The organism is Deefgea piscis, from assembly GCF_019665785.1.
GTDB lineage: Bacteria > Pseudomonadota > Gammaproteobacteria > Burkholderiales > Chitinibacteraceae > Deefgea.
On the sequence record NZ_CP081149.1, the window covers coordinates 573,286 to 598,308 of the forward strand.

The 25,023-nt window shown below is 50.6% G+C and carries 14 protein-coding genes; 2 read left to right on the plus strand and 12 right to left on the minus strand.

Annotation, left to right across the window (positions count from 1 at the left end):
* The first annotated feature begins 1 nt into the window (after position 1).
* Entirely contained in the window at positions 2 to 1,915 is a 1,914-nt protein-coding gene (locus K4H25_RS02805; RefSeq protein ID WP_221021919.1) for a bifunctional diguanylate cyclase/phosphodiesterase, read from the plus strand.
* A gap of 85 nt (positions 1,916 to 2,000) precedes the next feature.
* Here the strand turns inward: K4H25_RS02805 and K4H25_RS02810 are convergent, their stop codons facing one another.
* Positions 2,001 to 3,434: an aminotransferase-like domain-containing protein gene (locus tag K4H25_RS02810; RefSeq protein WP_221021920.1), complete on the minus strand. Its 1,434-nt coding sequence runs from the start codon at positions 3,432 to 3,434 to the stop codon at positions 2,001 to 2,003.
* Between the two features lie 183 nt (positions 3,435 to 3,617).
* Here K4H25_RS02810 and K4H25_RS02815 point away from each other — a divergent pair, with 183 nt between their 5' ends.
* A complete protein-coding gene (locus tag K4H25_RS02815; RefSeq protein ID WP_221021921.1) occupies positions 3,618 to 3,923 on the plus strand; it encodes a hypothetical protein in 306 nt (101 codons plus the stop codon).
* A gap of 103 nt (positions 3,924 to 4,026) precedes the next feature.
* On the opposite strand, the gene K4H25_RS02820 is transcribed toward K4H25_RS02815, so the two are convergent.
* The 11 genes from K4H25_RS02820 to K4H25_RS02870 all read right to left on the minus strand — a co-directional run bounded on the left by K4H25_RS02820 (position 4,027) and on the right by K4H25_RS02870 (position 24,900).
* Positions 4,027 to 6,951 carry a type I secretion C-terminal target domain-containing protein gene (locus tag K4H25_RS02820; RefSeq protein ID WP_221021922.1) on the minus strand — a complete coding sequence of 975 codons (2,925 nt, stop codon included), beginning with the start codon at positions 6,949 to 6,951 and terminating at the stop codon, positions 4,027 to 4,029.
* A gap of 36 nt (positions 6,952 to 6,987) precedes the next feature.
* Positions 6,988 to 7,971, minus strand: coding sequence for an IS110 family RNA-guided transposase (locus K4H25_RS02825; RefSeq protein ID WP_221021794.1), 984 nt, complete (start codon positions 7,969 to 7,971; stop codon positions 6,988 to 6,990).
* Between the two features lie 131 nt (positions 7,972 to 8,102).
* Entirely contained in the window at positions 8,103 to 16,922 is an 8,820-nt protein-coding gene (locus K4H25_RS02830) for a retention module-containing protein (protein ID WP_221021923.1), read from the minus strand.
* 86 nt (positions 16,923 to 17,008) lie between these two features.
* Entirely contained in the window at positions 17,009 to 17,599 is a 591-nt protein-coding gene (locus K4H25_RS02835; protein ID WP_221021924.1) for a response regulator transcription factor, read from the minus strand.
* The gene (locus K4H25_RS02840; RefSeq protein WP_221021925.1) at positions 17,596 to 19,008 is read right to left on the minus strand and encodes an HlyD family type I secretion periplasmic adaptor subunit; all 1,413 of its coding nucleotides are present in this window, start codon (positions 19,006 to 19,008) and stop codon (positions 17,596 to 17,598) included. Before K4H25_RS02840 ends, K4H25_RS02835 begins: the two co-directional genes overlap by 4 nt.
* The gene (locus K4H25_RS02845; protein ID WP_221021926.1) at positions 19,008 to 21,194 is read right to left on the minus strand and encodes a type I secretion system permease/ATPase; all 2,187 of its coding nucleotides are present in this window, start codon (positions 21,192 to 21,194) and stop codon (positions 19,008 to 19,010) included. The genes K4H25_RS02840 and K4H25_RS02845 overlap by 1 nt, the downstream gene beginning before the upstream one ends.
* Before the next feature lie 247 nt (positions 21,195 to 21,441).
* On the minus strand, positions 21,442 to 22,821 hold the full coding sequence (locus K4H25_RS02850; RefSeq protein ID WP_255587953.1) for an FAD-binding oxidoreductase: 1,380 nt from the start codon (positions 22,819 to 22,821) through the stop codon (positions 21,442 to 21,444).
* A 36-nt stretch (positions 22,822 to 22,857) separates the two neighbouring features.
* Positions 22,858 to 23,040, minus strand: coding sequence for a zf-HC2 domain-containing protein (locus K4H25_RS02855; RefSeq protein ID WP_221021928.1), 183 nt, complete (start codon positions 23,038 to 23,040; stop codon positions 22,858 to 22,860).
* The gene (locus K4H25_RS02860; protein WP_221021929.1) at positions 23,037 to 23,618 is read right to left on the minus strand and encodes a sigma-70 family RNA polymerase sigma factor; all 582 of its coding nucleotides are present in this window, start codon (positions 23,616 to 23,618) and stop codon (positions 23,037 to 23,039) included. The genes K4H25_RS02855 and K4H25_RS02860 overlap by 4 nt, the downstream gene beginning before the upstream one ends.
* Position 23,619: 1 nt before the next feature.
* A complete protein-coding gene (locus tag K4H25_RS02865; RefSeq protein WP_221021930.1) occupies positions 23,620 to 24,558 on the minus strand; it encodes a homoserine kinase in 939 nt (312 codons plus the stop codon).
* A 9-nt stretch (positions 24,559 to 24,567) separates the two neighbouring features.
* On the minus strand, positions 24,568 to 24,900 hold the full coding sequence (locus tag K4H25_RS02870; protein ID WP_221021931.1) for a DUF2782 domain-containing protein: 333 nt from the start codon (positions 24,898 to 24,900) through the stop codon (positions 24,568 to 24,570).
* Between the last annotated feature and the right edge of the window lie 123 nt (positions 24,901 to 25,023).

The following is a 25,023-nucleotide window of genomic DNA, read 5'->3' on the forward strand; positions in this document are numbered from 1 at the left end:
CGTGTCTTTAATTCGCCAAGTATTATTTCTAATAATAATCTCAACGTTGCTGGCTTTTATGGTCAGCTTAATTGTGAGTACATTGAGTGCACGAGATTATTTGCAGCAACAATTATTTACACAAAGTAGTGACAATGCATCATCTTTGGCGCTGTCTTTGTCTCAGCAGGCTGAAGACCCGGCAATGGTTGAGTTAATGACATCGGCCTTATTTGATTCAGGGCATTTTGAGCTGATTCGATTTCGCGATCCACATAAAAAAATAATCATTGAGCTCAAAAATAAAGAGCTTCCTAGCAATGTGCCAAATTGGTTTATGCAGTTATTTCCGATTGATGTGGCATCGGGGCAGGCTTTGGTGAGTAAAGGCTGGCAGCAGGCTGGTGCTGTAGAGGTGCGTGCGCATAGCAAATTTGCCTACGAATCGCTATGGAGTGGTGTGGTTAAATTATTCTTTTGGATTATTGGCGGTGGGGTCTTAGTGGCCTTATTGGTTTGGGTGCTATTTAATCGCGTGCGCCAGCCGATTCAACAAATGATTGCGCAGGCCGAGGCGATTAGCGAACGACGCTTTATTACGATTGCCGAACCGCCATATATTGAATTACGGCGAGTCGTTGGCGCAATGAATAGTATGGTGGTGCGAATCAAGCAAATGTTTGATGAGCAATCTGAGCGCATTGATCAGCTGCATCAAGATGTGAATCGAGACAAAGTAACCGGCTTGGTCAATCGGGCTTTTTTTATGGGGCGATTATCAGGGTTACTCAATGATGAAGATCGCAGTGGTCATGGTTTTTTACTCATGCTGCGGTTAAAAGATTTGGCCGAGATTAATCAAAATCTAGGCCGGCAAGCAACGGACCAATTGCTGAGCCAGATTGCAACGTGCTTGGCACGCTGGGATGACCAGGGTGAGGAGTGGGTGGCGGCTCGGCTCAATGGCTGTGATTTTGCTTTAACGACGCCGGCATTAGAGCAACCGGCAGAGTTTGTCGCCCAATTACTGGCGTCTTTGGCTGAGTTAAGCAGTATGGAAGACTTCATCCATATCGGTTATAGCGAGTTTAATCAAGGTGAGTCAATTGGTGCTTTGCTGGCTCGAACCGATGCGGCGTTGGCGCAAGCCGAGAATCAAGGGGTGATCAGTGCTGTCGCCGCTGAGGTGAATGTGGCGCTGGTGAGCCATCCCAATACCTATTGGCGTACTTGTTTGCAGCAAGCAGTTCAATCGCAACAGTTTGTGGCTGCACAATATCCAGTTCTCGATTGGCAAGGGCGGGTGATTCATCAAGAGTTAATGCTGCGCCTACCTGAGGCCGGCAGCGATCGCTTATTGAGCGCCGGCGTCTTTATGCCTTTTGCTAAGCGTTTTGGTTTAACTGCTGAGCTTGATTTAGCGGCAATTCGCTTAGCGGTGAAAGAATTGCAGCAGCATTCGGCAAATTATGCGGTGAATTTAGATATTGAATCATTGAGTCATCTGCCATTTCGCGCCGAGCTAGTCAAAATTTTGCAAGGCTTGAGTTCAGAGGTTCGCGCTCGCCTGTGGTTTGATATTAATGGCAATAGTTTTACGCAAGAGTTTGAAACGCTGGCTACTTTTGCCGCAGAGATGAATCAATTTAATGTCAAAGTGGGTATTGAGCATTTTGGCCGCGCGGTGAGCAGTATGCTGCGCTTATATGATTTACCGCTGGCGTATTTAAAAATTGATGGCAGTTATATCCTCGATATTGATCAACATACTGGCAATCAACGCTTATTAAAAGAGGTGGTCCGTATGGCTGATAGCCTTGGCATATTGACGATTGCCGAACAAGTTCGCACCGAAGCTGAATGGCAGAAATTACAAGAGCTGGGTCTGGGTGGTGTAACGGGACTGATTACCAAAGATAAAATCAGTAAGATTTGATTTTCATTTTTGATGATGTGCTGGCATAGGTTTTCATGTTCGGGATAGCTCCTTTACGATGATTTATGCCTTAGCACTGGGGAATTTAAGCGGGCTGAGTGTGGCTTAGGGCTCGAATCAAAGCGCCTAATTGTTGTAATGCCAGATCAATTTCTGGGCTAAACGGCCAGCCACAGTTAATGCGGATAAAGTGATCAAAGCGGTTTGAATTAGAAAACATTAGCCCGGGAGCAATTAAAATCCCTTGTTTGAGCGCTGCATCAAATACCCGTTTGGATGATAGTTGCTCAGGTAATTCCACCCATAAAGCCAGCCCGCCATTGGGCACATTGAGCCGTGTGCCTGCTGGAAAATAACGAGCAATCGCTTCGGCAGTGCGCTCGCGCTGCGTTTTAAGCGTACTACGTAGCCGGCGTAAATGCCGGTCATAGGCGCTAGACGCCATATATTCGGCGGCTGCGATTTGCGACCACGCTTCGTTATCACGGGTTTGGGCGTATTTCAGCATCTCGATTCGCGCCTGCCAGCGCCCGCCACTCAGCCAGCCTAATCGCATACCGGGGGCTAAGATCTTATGTAAAGAAGCGCAATAGATCACATTGCCGGTTTTATCTCGCGCTTTCAAGGCGCGAAGCGGAACTTCGTCGTTAATCAGTTCGCTATAAGTATCGTCCTCGATCAGAGCAATTTTTTGTGTTTCGCATAGCGCCACCAGTCGGTCTTTATGCGCCTCAGGCATGATGCTACCCAGTGGGTTTTGTAAATGCGGCACCACGACCACGGCCTTGATCTGTTCGTAGGTCTGGCAGGCCAGCTCCAAGGCTTCAATCGATATGCCGGTTTGTGGGCTGCTGGGGATTTCGATGGCACGTAGACCGAGGCTTTCTAAAATTTGCAGCAGGCCGTAAAAAGTGGGTGACTCAACGGCAATGGTGTCGCCAGGCTGGGTTACGGCTCGCAGCGCCAGATTGAGCGCTTCGATACAACCGTGGGTGATCAGTACTTCATCAGGCGACATCAGCACACCCATGCGCATTGCCCGTTTGGCCAGTATGGCTCTGAATGCCGGATAGCCTTTATTCGGAACGGCGCTCACTAAAAGATCCGGTGATTGTTTTAAGGCACGAATGGCCGCGTTTTTAAGCGCTTCGCTGGGGTATAACTCGGGAGCGCAGCGGGCTACCGAGAAATTATGCTTAATCACCTGCTGCCTGCCACGGGCAATAAAATCAGAAACACGGGCATGGATACCTACATATTGCGCCGGATCGATATTGAGCTGTGGCTCTGCCACCGGTTTGATGCGCATTCTTGGTCGGACAAAATAGCCAGTGCGCGGTCTTGCCTCAAGATAGCCATCGGTTTCTAGCTGGCGGCACAATTGCAAGGCGGTAGAGAGGCTGATGCCATGCAGACGCATCAGTTCTCGCAAAGAAGGCATGCGCTCGCCCACTTTGAGCGTGCCTGAAACAATGGCACTGAAATAATGCGCTGCCCAGCGCTGATAAAGATAATCCATAGTTGCCGCTCTCCACTTTTTGTCATCATGCTTTAAAGCTTGCTCAGACCATAGATATAGATGGCATAAAATCACAGCATAACAGCGTTGGTTTTTTCTCTCTGCTGCGTAGCAGATACCTCGTCCTTGTCGCTGTTTTTGGGGCTCTTGTTTGCTTAAGATGGCACTTAAAGGAGAAGCGCCATGCAGCAAATACTTAAAGGACAGCGGCTCGATGCTTATTTGACCGCACAAAGCAAAATCGTCGTGCGGCAAGGTCAAGTTGAGCTGCAATGTATAGTGTATCTGGGTGAACAATCATGGCGGCAAAAAATCTTGCTCACTGAAGGTGAGTATGAGCTGCAGCAATCGGGGTGGGTGAGTTTGAGTGGCGAAGCCGAGGTGTTATTTATTGATGTGCCATCTTGCTCGATCAGGTGTTGGCTAAAGCAAGTATTTACTCATTTGCGGATTAAAACATCGTACGTCGCAGAGAGGAATATGAATTAAAGCGCTATTTGGCTACTTTTTTAGCGCAGTTCGCAATGGCGGTAAGCAAATAATAGATATAAAAAAAGGCCAGATGGTGAATCTGGCCTTTTTGTTATTCTGCTTAATCAGTAATCAGTCTTCCTTTGCTGAGTAGGTCATTGATGATGGCTTGATCACTACCTGACGTGGTGAGATCAACGCCTTGCAGCGTGATGACTTGGTCTTCTTTCGCTGTCCAATTGCCGTTGCTAAATTCACCTTTGCTACTCACGTGAATAATGGTGTCTGAACCTGATTTCTCAAAGTGCAGATACTGCGTGAGGCTGCCAGTATTTTCGCCTTGTAGTAAGTCACGTAGATCGAGTTTATCCACATCGCCCGCAGCATTGCCTGATTTGGCGTTGTTGAAGTCCATCACCACATCACGGGCAGGGGCGCCAGCAGTGCCTTGGTCTCCCAGTGTCCACTTAAAGGTGTCTGATCCCGCATCGCCGCGCAGAATATCGTTACCCGAACCACCAACGAGTAAGTCATTGCCTGCGCCGCCGCGTAAGGCATCAATCCCTGCACCACCAAACAGCTTGTCGTTGCCAGCATTGCCATATAGGGCGTCTGAACCATTTTCGCCAAACACCGTGTCATTGCCGCTACCGGCATTGACTAAGTCGGCGATGGGCTGCATTTCATTCACAATGCCTAGAACAAGCTTGTCGTTATTAGCTGCTGTTGACAAGGTGCCATCGGCATTATTCATAAATTGACTGGCGAGGTAGAAGTTAGCATCTTTGGTGGCAACGGAATTATTGTAATCTTGCGTTTCCCCCATGTAGATTAAGTCATTGCCGGCTCCTGCCTCAACGTGATCATTACTGCCGCCAGTGAGGATGACTTGATCGTTACCAGTCGCGGTACTGGCGTAAGATGCTCCCGCACCGCCGCCAGTCGCTGAGTGATAGCCTGCAGTGGAGACTTGAATGACATTGCCAGTGCCAGATTCTGGGCCTGTTACAAAGTATGACCCAACGCCACCGTCATTTGAACCATCTAGGATATTGTTTTCAGGCACGACTTTGACCGTCCAAATCGCACTAGCTGTACCACCGAAACCATCGCTCACGGTGTAGCGGATGGTGGCTTCACCAATGAAGTTGGCGTTTGGCGTAAAGACCGGTAAGCCCGTTTTCGGATCAATGGAGACCACACCTTGTCCTGAGATGAGTGTTGGCGTACCAGTGAGCGTTAATTTATCGCCTTGCAAGTCTCTATCATTGGCTAGCACATCCAGCGAAATCGCTTGGTTGGCTTTGGTAAAGCTAAAGTCGTCGACCAATACCGGCGCGGTGTTATAGCGCGGAGGAATGACATTGATCGTCAATTTGCTATTGGATTTATCCAAGTCGCCATCATTGTCGATCAAGGTAAAGCCAATATTCTCGCTGGCATTACTTTGTAAGTTTACTGGCGGTGTGTAGGTATATTTACCATCATCCATATCAATGATGAATTGCCCACCCAATGCCGTAGTGACTTTTAAAGTATGGGTCACTGGGTCAAAGGTATAAGTGCTGCCATTGGCGGTGGTGGTGATGCTATTGCCCACAGTGTTAAAGGTGTATTTCACGCCATCAACGGTGATGTCGTTGATATGGCCGCCATCGGCACCAAACCCTGCAACCGCTGATCCAACCAGCCCACCAGTGATATTGCCAGCTGTTGGCGTAAGGATGGTGTCGCGCAGAATCGGTGGCAATTGCGCCAAATCAGTGACGATAATTGAGTTGGCTTCGGTGCCCGATCCTGTGCCGTTGTAAGCGAGAGGGTTGAGGTTGGTTCCAGAAACACCAGTACCTAAGCCAATTGCCAATGAATTAATGTCTTTATTGTTTAAGAAATCAGTCCATGTTTTGGTTTCGGTGCTATCTAAACCAAGACCTGGGCCTGGCGCGCCATCAGAGAAGAAATACCCCACGTTTTGTCCGCCGACGAGTTTGCCCGGGTTGTCAAAGTTTTGCATGACCTGCCCAGCTGCAGCGTCGTAATTGGTTCCGCCAGTGGCAGTAAAGTTTGCCAATATGGCTTTTGCTTCAGCGGCGGTGAGCCAAGTATTGCCATTAAAGAGTTGGGTGGTGGCCGATGAGCTAAAGCCAACCAACATGATCTTAACGTCACCCACATTATCGTAATCATTGATGAGCTGCGTTAACGCCTCTTTGGCCACTTGTAAGCGAGTTTTCCCCGCAATCCCGCTTGGATCGCCCATACTGCCCGAGGTGTCTAAAGTCAGGACTAAATTGGTACTGATGTACGGCATTTGCACCGTTGCCGTGGTGTTTTGTCCTACCGGAGCGTCATCTTCGACATTGATCGTAAACTGACCCGAGCTCGACGATTTGCCATCTGATGCACTTACCGTCACATTGAACGATTTCACATCTTCAGCAGTTTTGTCTGCGTGATCGATTGGGCCCGATAACGTCACGTTGTATTTGCCAGTACCATCAATTGAAATCGTAGCAATGGTTTGATTGCCCACTGTGCCAACCAGCGTACCGCTGCCATTGCCGCTCCAAACAATCGCTTGGCCTCCCGAGGTTAAACCCGTTGGCGCAGTTAATGAGTAGGTGAGCGAAGAGCTATCCACGTCACTGAAAATAACGTTTCCGGTGGCAGTGGTGGCATTGCTGGTGTCTGATGTTCCTGCTACATCGGCAATACCGCCGTTCAAGCCTTCTTCTGACACCGTCGCAGATGAGCTAGATACAAAGGTTGGCGCATCATTGACCGGCACGACAGTAATCGTACTAATGGCAGTATTGCTATTGGATACGCCATCATTCACGGTCACATTCAAAATACGATCTACCGCACTCGGATTTTCGCTGGTGCTGCTAAAGCGAATCGATTCGATGGCTGTTTCGTAAGCGGCTTTGGATGCACTGCCTGTCAGTGTTAATACAATTTGCCCATTAACGACGCTTTGTGCCGCGACAATCCCATTTGGCAAACCGACGGTGGTTAAGACATCGCCCAACTGAGCATTGGTCAATACAATGGTCGCACTTTGTAGATACTGTCTTGCCGGTCAAGCATTTTGGTACTCAGCTTGATACTTTTTCTGGGTTTTCAGTACGCCGAAGCACAGGTGAACTAATTTGCGCATGCAAGCACCGAGCGCCGACATTTTGCTCTTGCCTCGGGCAAGCAAACGCTCAAATAAGGCTTTGACGTGGGGGTTGTATTTGGTGGCGACGATGGCAGCCATGTAGAGCACGGCACGAACCTTTGCAGGACCAGCTTTAGACAGTTTGGCGCGCCCAAGAATCGATGACCCCGATTGCCGCTCGACGGGCACCAAGCCCAAATAGGCCGACAATTGTTCGGCCGTATTGAATTGATGCGTATGCATCACCGCCAATAATTGCGTGCCACTTTGTGGGCCGATTGCTGGGATGGTTTGCAGTAAATTGAGGTCGTTTTTCAGGCCAGGATGACGGTCGATATGGTCGTCGATTTGGCTTTGTAGCTTTTTGAGCTGAGCATTTAGAAAGACAATACTGTCGTTAATCGATTGATGAATCAGCTCGGTCGTCACCGTAGATTCGGCTTTTTCTTGCCGATTTTTTTCGCGGAGTAAGTCTTGCAAAATCGCTTCGCGGCGAGCCAGAAGTCCTTTTAGAATGCGGGCTTCAGGCGGAGGTGGCAGCCACGCAGCAGGCTTAATCATTGCGCAATAACGCGCCAGAACTTGGCTATCAACGCCATCGGTTTTGGTACGCACCGCGAGGCCTTGGCCGAAATGCTTCACTTGTGCGGGATTGGCAATCGAGACGCAAACGCCTGCATCATGCAGTAGTGTGGCGGCCAGTTCGTGATACACGCCAGTGGCCTCCATTGAGACGTGCAGCTGGTCATGCGGAATGTGATTTTTAGTCAGCCAAGCCAGCAAATCAGCAAGGCCTTTGGCGGTATTGGGTACGACCTTGGCCTTGCCTTTGAGTGGGTCAAGTTGAGTTAACAAGTAACAATCGAGTTTAGCTTTAGCAACATCAATACCGAGATAAAACATGAAGATTCTTCCTGTAAAAATGCCTAATTCGCCCACTTGCCTTGTGCATACAGGGTCAAAGCCCTTGGCTACCGTTCAGTGTCTGATTTGGCGAAAGAAGTGAGGCGAAGGGTTTAATCTACAAAACAAGGTCAATGCCTTAAGGGTGGAACCAAACTCACTTCGCCTCGTGTGGTAGTAGCTAACCACCACGGAGAGAAAGATACAAGGTTGGTGCTATCCACATCGCCGATCACGCTGTCGATGTCTGCAATCGGTGTTCCGCTGCCGTTTTCGACATATGTCGTTTTAAAACTCGTATCTTCCATGCTGGCATCAAGATCGAGCGTTGGCGCGTCGTCAACCGGATTCACAGTCACATTGAGGGTACTGCTGCTGCCGGTGTTAGTGACATAAGTCGCCTGCGGCATCGCGCCATTCCAATTCGGCGCTGGCGTAAAGGTGTATTCACCAGTGCTGCTAATGGTCAATGTACCCACGTTAGCGATCGTTGCCGTTTGGCCTGCGGTGTAGCTGCTGCCACCAATCGAGAAGCTGGTGACGGTTAAAGCACTATCCACATCGCTATCATTGGTCAGCACATTGCCTTTGGCCGGAGTGTCTTCAAGGACAGTTTGGCTATCGGCACGCAAGACACTGGCGTCGTCAACCGGATTCACAGTCACATTGAGCGTACTGCTGCTGCCGGTGTTAGTGACATAAGTCGCCTGCGGCATCGCACCATTCCAATTCGGCGCTGGCGTAAAGGTGTATTCACCAGTGCTGCTAATGGTCAATGTACCCACGTTAGCGATCGTTGCCGTTTGGCCTGCGGTGTAGCTGCTGCCACCAATCGAGAAGCTGGTGACGGTTAAAGCACTATCCACATCGCTATCATTGGTCAGCACATTGCCTTTGGCCGGAGTGTCTTCAAGGACAGTTTGGCTATCAGCCCGCAAGACACTGGCGTCATCAACTGGATTCACAGTCACATTGAGGGTACTGCTGCTGCCGGTGTTAGTGACATAAGTCGCCTGCGGCATCGCACCATTCCAATTCGGCGCTGGCGTAAAGGTGTATTCACCAGTGCTGCTAATGGTCAATGTACCCACGTTAGCGATCGTTGCCGTTTGGCCTGCGGTGTAGCTGCTGCCACCAATCGAGAAGCTGGTGACGGTTAAAGCACTATCCACATCGCTATCATTGGTCAGCACATTGCCTTTGGCCGGAGTGTCTTCAAGGACAGTTTGGCTATCAGCCCGCAAGACACTGGCGTCGTCAACCGGATTCACAGTCACATTGAGCGTACTGCTGCTGCCGGTGTTAGTGACATAAGTCGCCTGCGGCATCGCACCATTCCAATTTGGCGCTGGCGTAAAGGTGTATTCACCAGTGCTGCTAATGGTCAATGTACCCACGTTAGCGATCGTTGCCGTTTGGCCTGCGGTGTAGCTGCGGCCATCCACCGAGAAGGTCGCGACGGTTAAAGCACTATCCACATCGCTATCATTGGCAAGCACATTGCCTTTGGCCGGTGTGTCTTCAAGAACAGTTTGGCTATCGGCACGCAAGACACTGGCGTCATCAACCGGGGTGAGGTTGATGTTCACCGTGGCCAAGGCGGTGCCGCCTTTGCCGTCAGAGACAGTGACCGTAAAGCTGTCGCTACCGATGTAGTCGAGGTTCGGCGTGTAGGTGTAGCTGCCGTCAGCATTGACGACCACTTTACCGTTGGCTGGGTTGCTCGCTTGGGTGAACGTCAAGGTGTCGCCATCCACGTCGGCGCCGTTGACTTTACCAATAACGACGGTGTCTTCCGGTACATTGTGCGTGTAGGTGCCGGTGTTCGGGTCAAAGTTCACCGTCGGTGGTACCGGTTCAGTCGGTGGCGTGACCACGGGTTTATCGTTGGTACCCGTAATGGTCAACGACAAGGTGCTATCCACAGTGACCGTGCCATCGGTAACGGTGTACGGCACCGTGATTTTAAGTTCTTCACCGGCTTTGAGGCTGTTGTACGCCGGATTAGTTGGGTCAAAGGTGTAGCTGCCGTCGGCGTTCAAGGTCAAGCCAGCTGGCAATGGATTTTTAGCGGCGAAGGTGAGGGTCTCAACATCCACATCGGTGGCGATCAATTGACCATTCACGACGGCGTCGTCTTCTTTGACACTCAATGTTGCAGCCGTCGCAACAGGTGCATCGTTAGTACCATTGACCACGACGGTAATCGTTACTGGCGTACCGTCTTTGGACAAGACAGTGAAGCTTTCAGTGAGGGTTTCTTTGTCGTCCAAGCCTTGCACAAAGCCTTGGCTATTGTCGACGGTATACGTCCACAAGCCCGCTGCATTGACCGCAAACTGGCCATACTTGCCGGTGGTATTTTGGGTTTGGAATACGGCTTCGCCGGCATCCGGATCGGTAATGGTTAACTGACCTTGGGTTTTGATTTCATTGCCCACGACCGCAACGTCTTCCGTGACTTCACCTTGTTTCACACCACCGATAATCGCAGGATCAGATGCTGGGGTGAGGTTGATGTTCACCGTGGCCAAGGCGGTGCCGCCTTTGCCATCAGAAACGGTCACCGTGAAGCTGTCGCTACCGATGTAGTCGAGGTTCGGCGTGTAGGTGTAGCTACCGTCAGCATTGACGACCACTTTACCGTTGGCTGGGTTGCTCGCTTGGGTGAACGTCAAGGTGTCGCCATCCACGTCGGCGCCGTTGACTTTACCAATAACGACGGTGTCTTCAGGCACATTGTGCGTGTAGGTGCCGGTGTTCGGGTCGAAGTTCACCGTCGGTGGTACCGGTTCAGTCGGTGGCGTCACCACGGGTTTATCGTTGGTACCCGTAATGGTCAACGACAAGGTGCTATCCACAGTGACCGTGCCATCGGTAACGGTGTACGGCACCGTGATTTTAAGTTCTTCACCGGCTTTGAGGCTGTTGTACGCCGGATTAGTTGGGTCAAAGGTGTAGCTGCCGTCGGCGTTCAAGGTCAAGCCAGCTGGCAATGGATTTTTAGCGGCGAAGGTGAGGGTCTCAACATCCACATCGGTGGCGATCAATTGACCATTCACGACGGCGTCGTCTTCTTTGACACTCAATGTTGCAGCCGTCGCAACAGGTGCATCGTTAGTACCATTGACCACGACGGTAATCGTTACTGGCGTACCGTCTTTGGACAAGACAGTGAAGCTTTCAGTGAGGGTTTCTTTGTCGTCCAAGCCTTGCACAAAGCCTTGGCTATTGTCGACGGTATACGTCCACAAGCCCGCTGCATTGACCGCAAACTGGCCATACTTGCCGGTGGTATTTTGGGTTTGGAATACGGCTTCGCCGGCATCCGGATCGGTAATGGTTAACTGACCTTGGGTTTTGATTTCATTGCCCACGACCGCAACGTCTTCCGTGACTTCACCTTGTTTCACACCACCGATAATCGCAGGATCAGATGCTGGGGTGAGGTTGATGTTCACCGTGGCCAAGGCGGTGCCGCCTTTGCCATCAGAAACGGTCACCGTGAAGCTGTCGCTACCGATGTAGTCGAGGTTCGGCGTGTAGGTGTAGCTACCGTCAGCATTGACGACCACTTTACCGTTGGCTGGGTTGCTCGCTTGGGTGAACGTCAAGGTGTCGCCATCCACGTCGGCGCCGTTGACTTTACCAATAACGACGGTGTCTTCAGGCACATTGTGCGTGTAGGTGCCGGTGTTCGGGTCGAAGTTCACCGTCGGTGGTACCGGTTCAGTCGGTGGCGTGACCACGGGTTTATCGTTGGTACCCGTAATGGTCAACGACAAGGTGCTATCCACAGTGACCGTGCCATCGGTAACGGTGTACGGCACCGTGATTTTAAGTTCTTCACCGGCTTTGAGGCTGTTGTACGCCGGATTAGTTGGGTCAAAGGTGTAGCTGCCGTCGGCGTTCAAGGTCAAGCCAGCTGGCAATGGATTTTTAGCGGCGAAGGTGAGGGTCTCAACATCCACATCGGTGGCGATCAATTGACCATTCACGACGGCGTCGTCTTCTTTGACACTCAATGTTGCAGCCGTCGCAACAGGTGCATCGTTAGTACCATTGACCACGACGGTAATCGTTACTGGCGTACCGTCTTTGGACAAGACAGTGAAGCTTTCAGTGAGGGTTTCTTTGTCGTCCAAGCCTTGCACAAAGCCTTGGCTATTGTCGACGGTATACGTCCACAAGCCCGCTGCATTGACCGCAAACTGGCCATACTTGCCGGTGGTATTTTGGGTTTGGAATACGGCTTCGCCGGCATCCGGATCGGTAATGGTTAACTGACCTTGGGTTTTGATTTCATTGCCCACGACCGCAACGTCTTCCGTGACTTCACCTTGTTTCACACCACCGATAATCGCAGGATCAGATGCTGGGGTGAGGTTGATGTTCACCGTGGCCAAGGCGGTGCCGCCTTTGCCATCAGAAACGGTCACCGTGAAGCTGTCGCTACCGATGTAGTCGAGGTTCGGCGTGTAGGTGTAGCTACCGTCAGCATTGACGACCACTTTACCGTTGGCTGGGTTGCTCGCTTGGGTGAACGTCAAGGTGTCGCCATCCACGTCGGCGCCGTTGACTTTACCAATAACGACGGTGTCTTCAGGCACATTGTGCGTGTAGGTGCCGGTGTTCGGGTCGAAGTTCACCGTCGGTGGTACCGGTTCAGTCGGTGGCGTGACCACGGGTTTATCGTTGGTACCCGTAATGGTCAACGACAAGGTGCTATCCACAGTGACCGTGCCATCGGTAACGGTGTACGGCACCGTGATTTTAAGTTCTTCACCGGCTTTGAGGCTGTTGTACGCCGGATTAGTTGGGTCAAAGGTGTAGCTGCCGTCGGGGTTCAAGGTCAAGCCAGCTGGTAATGGATTTTTGGCGGCGAAGGTGAGTTTCTCAACATCCACATCGGTGGCGATCAATTGACCATTCACGACGGCGTCGTCTTCTTTGACACTCAATGTTGCAGCCGTCGCAACAGGTGCATCGTTAGTACCATTGACCACGACGGTAATCGTTACTGGCGTACCGTCTTTGGACAAGACGGTGAAGCTTTCAGTGAGGGTTTCTTTGTCGTCCAAGCCTTGCACAAAGCCTTGGCTATTGTCGACGGTATACGTCCACAAGCCCGCTGCATTGACCGCAAACTGGCCATACTTGCCGGTGGTATTTTGGGTTTGGAATACGGCTTCGCCGGCATCCGGATCGGTAATGGTTAACTGACCTTGGGTTTTGATTTCATTGCCCACGACCGCAACGTCTTCCGTGACTTCACCTTGTTTCACACCACCGATAATCGCAGGATCAGATGCAGGGGTGAGGTTGATGTTCACCGTGGCCAAGGCGGTGCCGCCTTTGCCATCAGAAACGGTCACCGTGAAGCTGTCGCTACCGATGTAGTCGAGGTTCGGCGTGTAGGTGTAGCTGCCGTCAGCATTGACGACCACTTTACCGTTGGCTGGGTTGCTCGCTTGGGTGAACGTCAAGGTGTCGCCATCCACGTCGGCGCCGTTGACTTTACCAATAACGACGGTGTCTTCCGGTACATTGTGCGTGTAGGTGCCGGTGTTCGGGTCAAAGTTCACCGTCGGTGGTACCGGTTCAGTCGGTGGCGTGACCACGGGTTTATCGTTGGTACCCGTAATGGTCAACGACAAGGTGCTATCCACAGTGACCGTGCCATCGGTAACGGTGTACGGCACCGTGATTTTAAGTTCTTCACCGGCTTTGAGGCTGTTGTACGCCGGATTAGTTGGGTCAAAGGTGTAGCTGCCGTCGGGGTTCAAGGTCAAGCCAGCTGGTAATGGATTTTTGGCGGCGAAGGTGAGTTTCTCAACATCCACATCGGTGGCGATCAATTGACCATTCACGACGGCGTCGTCTTCTTTGACACTCAATGTTGCAGCCGTCGCAACAGGTGCATCGTTAGTACCATTGACCACGACGGTAATCGTTACTGGCGTACCGTCTTTGGACAAGACGGTGAAGCTTTCAGTGAGGGTTTCTTTGTCGTCCAAGCCTTGCACAAAGCCTTGGCTATTGTCGACGGTATACGTCCACAAGCCCGCTGCATTGACCGCAAACTGGCCATACTTGCCGGTGGTATTTTGGGTTTGGAATACGGCTTCGCCGGCATCCGGATCGGTAATGGTTAACTGACCTTGGGTTTTGATTTCATTGCCCACGACCGCAACGTCTTCAGTGACTTCACCTTGTTTCACACCACCGATAATCGCAGGATCAGATGCTGGGGTGAGGTTGATGTTCACCGTGGCCAAGGCGGTGCCGCCTTTGCCATCAGAAACGGTCACCGTGAAGCTGTCGCTACCGATGTAGTCGAGGTTCGGCGTGTAGGTGTAGCTGCCGTCCGCATTGACGACCACTTTACCGTTGGCTGGGTTGCTCGCTTGGGTGAACGTCAAGGTGTCGCCATCCACGTCGGCGCCGTTGACTTTACCAATAACGACGGTGTCTTCAGGCACATTGTGCGTGTAGGTGCCGGTGTTCGGGTCGAAGTTCACCGTCGGTGGTACCGGTTCAGTCGGTGGCGTCACCACGGGTTTATCGTTGGTACCCGTAATGGTCAACGACAAGGTGCTATCCACAGTGACCGTGCCATCGGTAACGGTGTACGGCACCGTGATTTTAAGTTCTTCACCGGCTTTGAGGCTGTTGTACGCCGGATTAGTTGGGTCAAAGGTGTAGCTGCCGTCGGCGTTCAAGGTCAAGCCAGCTGGCAATGGATTTTTAGCGGCGAAGGTGAGGGTCTCAACATCCACATCGGTGGCGATCAATTGACCATTCACGACGGCGTCGTCTTCTTTGACACTCAATGTTGCAGCCGTCGCAACAGGTGCATCGTTAGTACCATTGACCACGACGGTAATCGTTACTGGCGTACCGTCTTTGGACAAGACAGTGAAGCTTTCAGTGAGGGTTTCTTTGTCGTCCAAGCCTTGCACAAAGCCTTGGCTATTGTCGACGGTATACGTCCACAAGCCCGCTGCATTGACCGCAAACTGGCCATACTTGCCGGTGGTATTTTGGGTTTGGAATACGGCTTCGCCGGCATCCGGATCGGTAATGGTTAACTGACCTTGGGTTTTGATTTCATTGCCCACGACCGCAACGTCTTCCGTGACTTCACCTTGTTTCACACCACCGATAATCGCAGGATCAGATGCTGGGGTGAGGTTGATGTTCACCGTGGCCAAGGCGGTGCCGCCTTTGCCATCAGAAACGGTCACCGTGAAGCTGTCGCTACCGATGTAGTCGAGGTTCGGCGTGTAGGTGTAGCTACCGTCAGCATTGACGACCACTTTACCGTTGGCTGGGTTGCTCGCTTGGGTGAACGTCAAGGTGTCGCCATCCACGTCGGCGCCGTTGACTTTACCAATAACGACGGTGTCTTCAGGCACATTGTGCGTGTAGGTGCCGGTGTTCGGGTCGAAGTTCACCGTCGGTGGTACCGGTTCAGTCGGTGGCGTGACCACGGGTTTATCGTTGGTACCCGTAATGGTCAACGACAAGGTGCTATCCACAGTGACCGTGCCATCGGTAACGGTGTACGGCACCGTGATTTTAAGTTCTTCACCGGCTTTGAGGCTGTTGTACGCCGGATTAGTTGGGTCAAAGGTGTAGCTGCCGTCGGCGTTCAAGGTCAAGCCAGCTGGCAATGGATTTTTAGCGGCGAAGGTGAGGGTCTCAACATCCACATCGGTGGCGATCAATTGACCATTCACGACGGCGTCGTCTTCTTTGACACTCAATGTTGCAGCCGTCGCAACAGGTGCATCGTTAGTACCATTGACCACGACGGTAATCGTTACTGGCGTACCGTCTTTGGACAAGACGGTGAAGCTTTCAGTGAGGGTTTCTTTGTCGTCCAAGCCTTGCACAAAGCCTTGGCTATTGTCGACGGTATACGTCCACAAGCCCGCTGCATTGACCGCAAACTGGCCATACTTGCCGGTGGTATTTTGGGTTTGGAATACGGCTTCGCCGGCATCCGGATCGGTAATGGTTAACTGACCTTGGGTTTTGATTTCATTGCCCACGACCGCAACGTCTTCCGTGACTTCACCTTGTTGCGCGCCATTGATGAGCGCTGGATCATTGACGGGAGTGACGCCCACATTGACAGTGATGGTGTCGGTGCCGCCTTTGCCGTCGCTGACTTGAACTTGGAAGCTATCTGGGCCGGTGTAATCTTTGTTCGGGGTGTAGGTCCAGTTGCCATTGACGTCAACGACGACGGTACCGTGTGTTGGATCGCTGGTTTTGTTAAAGACCAGCGGGTCGCCGTTGTCGTCTTTCGCGAGTAGTTTGCCGCTAACTGGGGTGTCTTCTGGCGTTGTGGCTGCTTGATCGTTACCGAGCGGAGCGTTATTGGCATCAACAAATTCTGGATTTTTGTTGTCGGCAATGATTTCTGCGGCGATCACATCGGCAAAAGTGGCCGACGGTGGTGGCTCGAAGGTGTCCAGAGCGGTTGCAAAATTAAAGCTGAGTGGGTCAACGCCTTCGGCAACGCGCATTAAGCGCACAAAACCGCTGCCTTCGTCGGTACCGCCACCAGCACCGAGACCTGCTGCGGTGGCTTCTAAATCGGTCGTGAGATCTTTGCCTTCGTTCAGGGCATTGATGATCTGGTCGGCACTGTCATTGGTTTTGGCGACTGCGGCTTCGGTGCTGTCGGTCGGTGCTGTGCCGAGCAGGTCGCCGTCGATCAATAAAGATCGATCCGCGCCCAATTCGATGATTTGTCCATTAGGGAGTAGTACGGTGAGGTGGCCTTGGGCATCGGTGACGATGACTTGGCCTTCGAGCAATACATCGCCGGCTTTAATTGCTTGTAGCTGACCGCGAGCATCTTTAATAAAAGCTTCGCCTTGAACGACGACGATTTGTTGTTTTGCGCCACTGTTTGCTGCAATGATTTGCTCGGCCATGATCAGACTCCAGATAGATTATTCTATTTTGAAGTCTACGCACAGCTTATGACAAATGCGATTGTACTGAAGTACAACTTGCGAGATTAATTGATGCCGTTGACTTTGAGTGTCAGTTGAACTCGGTCATTCACGCTGAGTTTTTCGAAACAAGCACTCAAATGCGCTTTAACCGTGCGTTCGGTGATGTTGAGCGTGCGGGCGATTTCTTTATTGCTTTGACCCCGGGCAGCAGCGTGCGCGACTTCTCGTTCACGATCAGACAGCACTAACAGTGGATCGGGTTTTGCCGGAAGCCGATTGACGGCATTAAGTAAGCGCAATACCAAGCTACGACCAGCCCAAATTTCGCCAGAAATAACCGCGCTAATGACTTGCTGTAATAATTCTTTAGGTGCCGCAGCATGGCAATACGCCGCTGCACCCGCTAAAAGGACGGCATAACCTTCTTCATCATTTGGGCAGGTATTAACGACGATGACGTACTGATGCTGCATCCGTTGTTGCCAGATCGGTTCGTTCCATGCGGGCAGCATGGGGTATTGGCTGTCGATGACCGCAATACTACCGGCAGTGTGCGCCCATTCTTGCTGTGGCAATTCAACGCCATCAAAGCTGGCTTGCCAATGACGCAACAGCCCGCTGTCTTGAGTATAAAAATAAATGGCAGGTGTCATCGTTCAGTCAATGCAGAAGATTTAGCCCGAAGTACCGGCTTGATTAAATAAGAAAGAATCGTTTTTTTTCCGGTCAAGATATCCACTTCAGCCATCATCCCCGGGATAATCGGTAAACGCTTACCGTCTTTTTCTAAAAAGCTATTTTTGGTTTTAACTCGAACTAAATAAAACGCATTGCCTTTCTCATCTTTGACAGTATCAGCACTAATGTTGACAACTTCAGCATCTAATCCACCATAGATCGAAAAGTCATACGCAGAGAATTTAACTAAAGCCGGTTGTGCTGAACGTAAAAAAGCAATGTCTTTGGGTAAGACTTTAGCTTCTAAAAGTAAGCTTTCACCTGCTGGTACGATTTCGATAATGTCTTTCCCGGGCTGAACAACACCGCCAACGGTATTGGCAAAGAGTTGTTTCACTGTGCCGTCCATAGGAGAGCGAATATCCGATTGTTTAACACGGTCGGCCAAGCCTAAATTGCCTTGGCTAATGCTGCCAAGTTTGCCCGAAGCTTCGGCCAGCTCAGTGCGCGCTTGATTGCGAAACATTAAGTCGACTTCTTGCGATTTTCGACTGGCCTCAGCAATAGAGGACTGAATACGGGGTATTTGCGCCGAAGCCCCATCCATTTCGCCCTTGTAACGAGATACATCTCGTTCTAAGCGTAAAATTTCAACATCCGAGACCGCGCCACTTTTTAATAATGGCCGAGTGGCATCCAGTTCACGTTTAGTCAGATCGTAGCCTTGAGCCGCTTGCTCACGCTTGGTGCGCACTTCATTGAGCTCTTGCGTTCTTTGATTTAGTTGCTGTTTAGCAATGCCCATACTGGCATCGAGCTCGGCCATTTTGGATTGATAGAGTAGCTTTTCTTGTGCGGCCAGATCGGGGGCTTCTTTTTCAACGTCCTCAGGAATACTCAATGCTTTGCCATTGGCAATGGCATCTAGGCGAGCGGCTTTGGCTTTGAGCGACAAATATTGTGCTCGGCCTTCGTTGAGCGACGAGGCAAAACGGGTCGAGTCAATTTTGATCAGCAAGTCGCCTTTTTTTACGGCTTGGCCTTCATGTACCAAAATTTGTTTGACGATCCCGCCGTCCAAACTTTGAATCACTTGTAATTCACTCGATGGAATAACACGGCCATCGCCTTTGGTGACTTCATCGATTTTGGCGCAACCGGCCCAGAGTATGAGTACCGCCACGGCCAGCGCAGCAGTGCGAATCAGTACGCGAGCGCCGCGTGGGCTTTGCTCCATAATGACATTGTCCGCATCGGCGATGAAATCTCTATCGTCGATTAAGTCGCTTTTATCGGTGCTAAATAAATAGCGATCAAACGCGAGGTCGCTCCAATGTTGCAAGCGCGCCCACATTGATTTGAGGCTTTGCAGTAGTCGCTGCATTATGTACTGCTCCCTGCTTTGCCAATTCGACCTTGTTGCAAGGCTTCAACGACTTGGGCTTTGGGGCCATCGGCCATGATTTGTCCTTGATCGATCACGATCAATCGATCAACTAGCTCCAGTAATGAGGTGCGGTGGGTGACTAAAATCATCGTTTTTCCGGCCAGATAGGTTCGCAGGCGGCCCTTTAGACGTTCTTCACTTTGGTGATCCATCGCGCTACTAGGCTCGTCGAGCATAAAAATCGGCGGGTCATTGAGTGCCGCGCGGGCGATTGAAATCGCTTGGCGCTGGCCGCCAGACAGCGATTCGCCGCGCTCACTAATTGGCATTTCAAAACCACGCGGATGGGCATTAACAAACTCGGCAATGCCCGCTAAATCGGCAGCGGCAATAATGTGGCTATCTTCGGCGTAGGGTGCACCCATGGCGATGTTTTGGCGCAATGAGCCGAAAAACAGTAAAGGATCTTGCGGCACATAGCCGATAGCTCGGCGTAATTCTGCCGGGTCGATCTGGCGGGTATCGATCCCATCAACAAGTACCGCGCCCTCTGTAGGCTGATACAGCCCTAAAATCAGTTTTTCAATCGTTGATTTGCCTGAGCCGATTCGACCAATAATGGCGATCTTTTCTCCGGCATTCATTTTAAAACTGACATTTTTTAAGGCGATATCGTCATTGTTCGGATATTTAAACGTCACATTGCGAAATTCAATCTCGCCACGGAAGGATTCACGGTGCAAAAAGTTACTGTCGGCAGGCCGCTCAATTGGCATCTGCATATGCGACTCGACAGCGCCGAGCGAGGTTTTGGCGTTTTGATATTGCATCAATAAACCCGCCACTTGTCCCAATGGCGCCATCGCACGGCCAGCCAGCATCGATGCGGCAATAATGCCCCCCATTGACAGCTGACCTTCAATCAGTAGATACACGCCAACAATCACAATCACGACCGACACTAATTGCGTTACCGCTTGTGCGAAATTGACCGTGGTGGTCGACATGAGCTTTAAACGGCCGCCAATTTGCGCTAAAAATTGCGTAGCACGCTCCCAGCGACGTTGCATTTCGCTTTCGGCACCCATGATTTTGATGGTTTCAAGTCCAACCATACTTTCGACCAAGGTGGCATTGCGTTGTGCCGAAGCGCGTTGGGTGAGTTCAACCAGTTGATTCATTTTGGCTTGAGCCAGCCAAGCAAAAGCAATAATTAAAATCGCGCCCACCAACGGCGGTAAAACCAGCCATGGCGAGATCCAAACTAATACTAAAAAGAAAATCAACACGAAAGGCAGATCGACCAAGGTGGTGATCGAAGCTGACGCAATAAAATCGCGAACCGATTCAAACGCCCGCAAATTGGCGGTAAATGAGCCCACTGAAGCTGGGCGCGATCCCATTTGAATGCCTAACACGCGCTCCATAATCAACGCCGATAAAGTCACGTCGATACGCTTTGAGGCGACATCCAAAATATAGCCGCGTGCAGTTCGCAGTACGAAATCAAAACCCAAAACGAGAATCGCACCAAGGGCCAGCACCCATAGCGTTTCCATCGCATGATTAGGCACCACCCGATCGTATACATTCATTGAATACAAGGGCATGGCTAGGGCAAAAATATTGATCAGCAATGCCGCAATTAAGGCATCGCGGTAAATTCGCCAGTTATCAAACACGACCCCCCAAAACCAATGCCGTTCACGAATTTTGCCCATTTCTGGCGTGCGTAAATCAAAGCGAAAACGCGGGCGAACAATCAGCACAATCCCGCTGTACAGCTCAGCTAATTCGGTTTCGCTTAAGATTTCAACCGATTCTGCGCCTTCGGGAAAGCGCACTTTATATTGGCCATCGGCTTGGCGTTCAAGTAATAAACACGCCCGATGATCATTGAGCAATAAAATGGCCGGCAGTAAGCGATCGGGGATTTCATTGAGATTGCGGCGCAGTACGCGTGCCGATAGGCCAGCGCGTTTGGCGGCGCGTGGCAATAAAGACGGCGTGATCCGGTTTTCAACTAAAGGCAAGCCGGCCGCGAGTGCTTCATGCGTCCACGGAGCGCCATGAATTCGCGTGAGCTCGACTAAGCAATCGAGTAGGGGATCGAAATGCGCTTGATTTTCGCTAAAATGCCAATCGAATGCGTTTTTGGCAGAGCTGCTTGTAGGCCTATCCATAGCGACTCATTTTATAATGGGTATTGTGGTTTTTATTTTTGTGCAAGCATACAGCAAGCTGAGGCATGGCAAATAGATATAATAATCTAAAAATAGTGTTTTATTATGCTGAGCTATGGCGTAAAGCAAAAATTTTCTTACGTATCGGTATCTTCTTGACGTATCGCCGAAGGTTTATTCGCTAGGCTAGAAAATTTTTGCATGAATTTATATTTTTAAATTAATGACTTACAAATTGACTCTCTAATCAATCAATTGGATGACTTAAATCCAGTAAAACCTTACCTGGGTTCATCAGTTGCTGTGGGTCGAGTGCTTGTTTGATGCTGCGCATCATTAATAGTTCGGTCGCCGTTCGATATTGGCTCAGAGATTGTTTCTTTAATTGTCCAATCCCATGCTCAGCACTAATACTGCCATTATATTTAGCCACTAAACGATAAACAATGGCATTGATGGCCTGCTCAAATTGATAAATCAACGCGGTTTTTTCATTTAAAAACAAGTTGTAATGCAAATTACCATCACCTAAATGACCAAAAGCCACGATATTGGCATCGAGATATTGTTGAATTAATTCATTTTGGCATTCAGTTAAAAAACGCGGGATGTCGCCGACAGGAATGCTGATGTCGTGTTTAATACTCACGCCTTCAATGCGCTGCGCTTCGGGAATGCGTTCACGTAAACACCAAAAATCTTGCGCTTGCCGCTGATTTTGTGCCACATAGGCATTGCTAAAGCCCGCAGCAAATAAAATTTCGGCTAATTGCGAAATTAATTGCTCGCTATTGCCGCCGTCAGACAGTTCAAGCAAAACACACCAAGCGGGTGATTGACTAAAGGGTTGTTGCAGCTGTGGAAAATGCCGCTGTAGTAAATCTAGGCAGGGGCGAGAAATTAACTCAAATGAGGTAACTCGATCGCCGACTTTAGCTTGTAGATCGCGCAGTAATTCAACGGCAATCGCTGGCGAATCGACGTCGATTAAAGCGGTGGCGTGCGCTGTTGGCAGCGGATACAGCCGCAATACGGCACGACTAATTAAACCCAAGGTGCCTTCAGCGCCGACAAATAATTGCTTGAGATCATAGCCCGTATTGTCTTTGCGTAAACCGCGTAAGCCATGCCAAATCGTGCCATCAGCCAGGACGACTTCGAGACCAAGGGTGAGCTCGCGCATATTGCCGTAGCGCAGTACATTCACCCCGCCGGCATTGGTAGCGAGCGCACCGCCGATTTGACAACTGGCTGCGGCACCCCAATTGGCAGGAAATAAGCGATTGGCAGCTAAAGCGGCGGTTTGCACTTGTTGTAGCGTGACGCCAGCATCCACGGTAATGGTGTTGTTGTCGGCATCCACTTCGATGAATTGATTCATCCGTTCAAAAGCGATAATCAGGCTATGGCCACTGCTGTCTGGTGTAGCCGCACCACATAAACTGGTATTGCCACCTTGTGGCACCATCGCAATGTGGTGCTCTGCGCAAAGTTTGACCAGTTCAACCAGTTGTTCAGTTGATTTTGGGCGGGCGACGGCCAGTGCCTGGCCTTGGAAACGACGGCGTTGATCAAGACAATAGGGCGCCGTATTTTCGCCGAACAATAGGCCGTGAGATTCAGTCATTGACTGAAGTTGTGTCAAAAAATTGCTGGGCATGAGTTATTTGCGATCGTCTTTTTGAGCTTGGCTCGCGAGGCGTATTACCTTGAGTTGGTGTGAAAAATTAGTGCATTTTTTACACATAAATAAATGTAGGCGCAGCTGTAGGCCTTCGCTTAAAGACAGCGCGCGATCTTGCGATTCAGAGAGTAAAAAAGAAATATCGCGGCATTTCATCATCATGGTGTCCCCGATATTTTTGATTCAAACCAGTTTTGTTCTAAACACAGCCGTAAGCTCATTCGAGCGCGATACAGCATCACCGAGCAATTAGTCGCGGTGATCTCCAATTGCTGACAAATTTCGCTAATGTCTAACTCCATCACCTCACGCAAGGTAAACACCATTGCGGTGCGTTTGGGCATTTTGGTGGCGCACAGATGATACGTTTGCCAGAAATGCTGATCGCTCAGATTGGCTTCGGGCTGCCCCCAGTTACGTGGCGCATCGCTGCCCCAGTGGCCGTGCGAATCGAACAGTGAATCAAAATCGCTTCTATCGTTTTCTTCGTCAATCAGCGGTGAAATCAATTGTGGATCACGATAGCGACGACGTTGCACGTCAATAATTTTGTACTTCAAAATGGCGGTTAACCAAGTTTTGACGCTCGATTGCCCAGTAAAAGATTCGGGCTTTTCGAGCGCCGCCAGCAAAGTTTCTTGCACCACATCTTCGGCCAAAGGCATATCGCCAAGCTGAAATAGCGCGTAGCGCAATAAAGCCGAATGATGAGATTGCAACTCGTTTGCCGAGATGGCCATATTAAACCCAGAAATTACGACGTTGCGCGTGTCGGCTGATGACGCGTTGAAAGTGGCTTGGATCTTTAGCAAACGTCATTTCACCCGCTGCTGGCTGGTAAAAATCCAGCAAGCGAGATACCCAAAAACGCAGTGCAGCAGCCCGCAATAGCGTTGGCCAAGCTTGAATTTCGGCAGGGTTGAGTGGCCGCACGCTTTGGTAGGCATTGATCATTGCCAGTGCGCGCTCATCATCGATTTCGCCGTCTTCGAGCACGCACCAATCATTAAGCGTGATCGCCAAGTCGTACAGCAAGACGTCGGTGCAGGCATAATAAAAATCAATAAATCCGCCAACGTGTTCGCCATTCATCAAGGCATTATCACGGAATAAATCCGCATGAATCACCCCGGTTGGCAGCGTGTCGTGTTGGTGTTGTGCTTGCAATGCCACTTCAGCGGCGAGTAAATCGGCGTCGGCTTGATTCATAAATGAATATAGCGTTGGCGCAATCGTCGTCCACCAGTGTGGGCCGCGCGGATTGGGCATTTTGGCTTGATAGCTCGCTGCAGCCAAATGCATTTGTGCCAACATTTCGCCCACTTGGGCGCATTGTTCTACGGTGGGTGATTCGGCGACTGAGCCGGGTAAACACGGCACCAGCAGCGTTGGTTTGCCGTTCAGTTCATCAATATACTGGTGTTGCAAATTGGCAATCGGCGCGGCAACGGCGATGCCGTGCTGCGCCAAATGCACCATTAAATTGACGTAAAAAGGGAGTTCATCGGCGCGCAGTGTTTCAAACAAAGTCAGTACATATTTACCATGCGTCGTTGTGACAAAATAATTGGTATTGGTCACACCGGCAGAAATGCCTTTAAGCTCGACCAATTGGCCTAATGAATAGCGGTGCAAAAATGGCGTAATTTCGTCGGTGGCGACGGTAGTAAAAACAGACATGGAGCGCTCTCAGAATTCCAATATAACCCAGCTTGGGACGGCGATATTATCAATCATATTGCCTTGCGTCACAAAATTACCTTGGCCGTTGGGGTCAATTAAGAAATATGGCTTGCCAACTTTCGGCACTACTTTGATTTGATATAACCGGCCATTGATGCGGTATTCAGTGAGCGTGGCATCGCCTTTTTCAACAATGCGGATATCCGGTTGCGGCTGGGGTTTGGTCGATTTGGTTTCTGCTGGCATCGCCGGCGGGGTATCGGCAACGTCATCGCCGATAGTCGCGGCGAAAGCGGGTAGCGCCAAACAAAAGCTAAGGCCCAAAATAAGGTGACGCATGAGGCACTCCTTGGGAGTAAAAATAAGGTCGAGCGATGTTGAGCTGTCACCAAGCTGATCAATTAGTGCGGCTTCAATCTATCGCTAAAGGCATGGAGCAAGGGCGTGCAACGCATTGGGAAT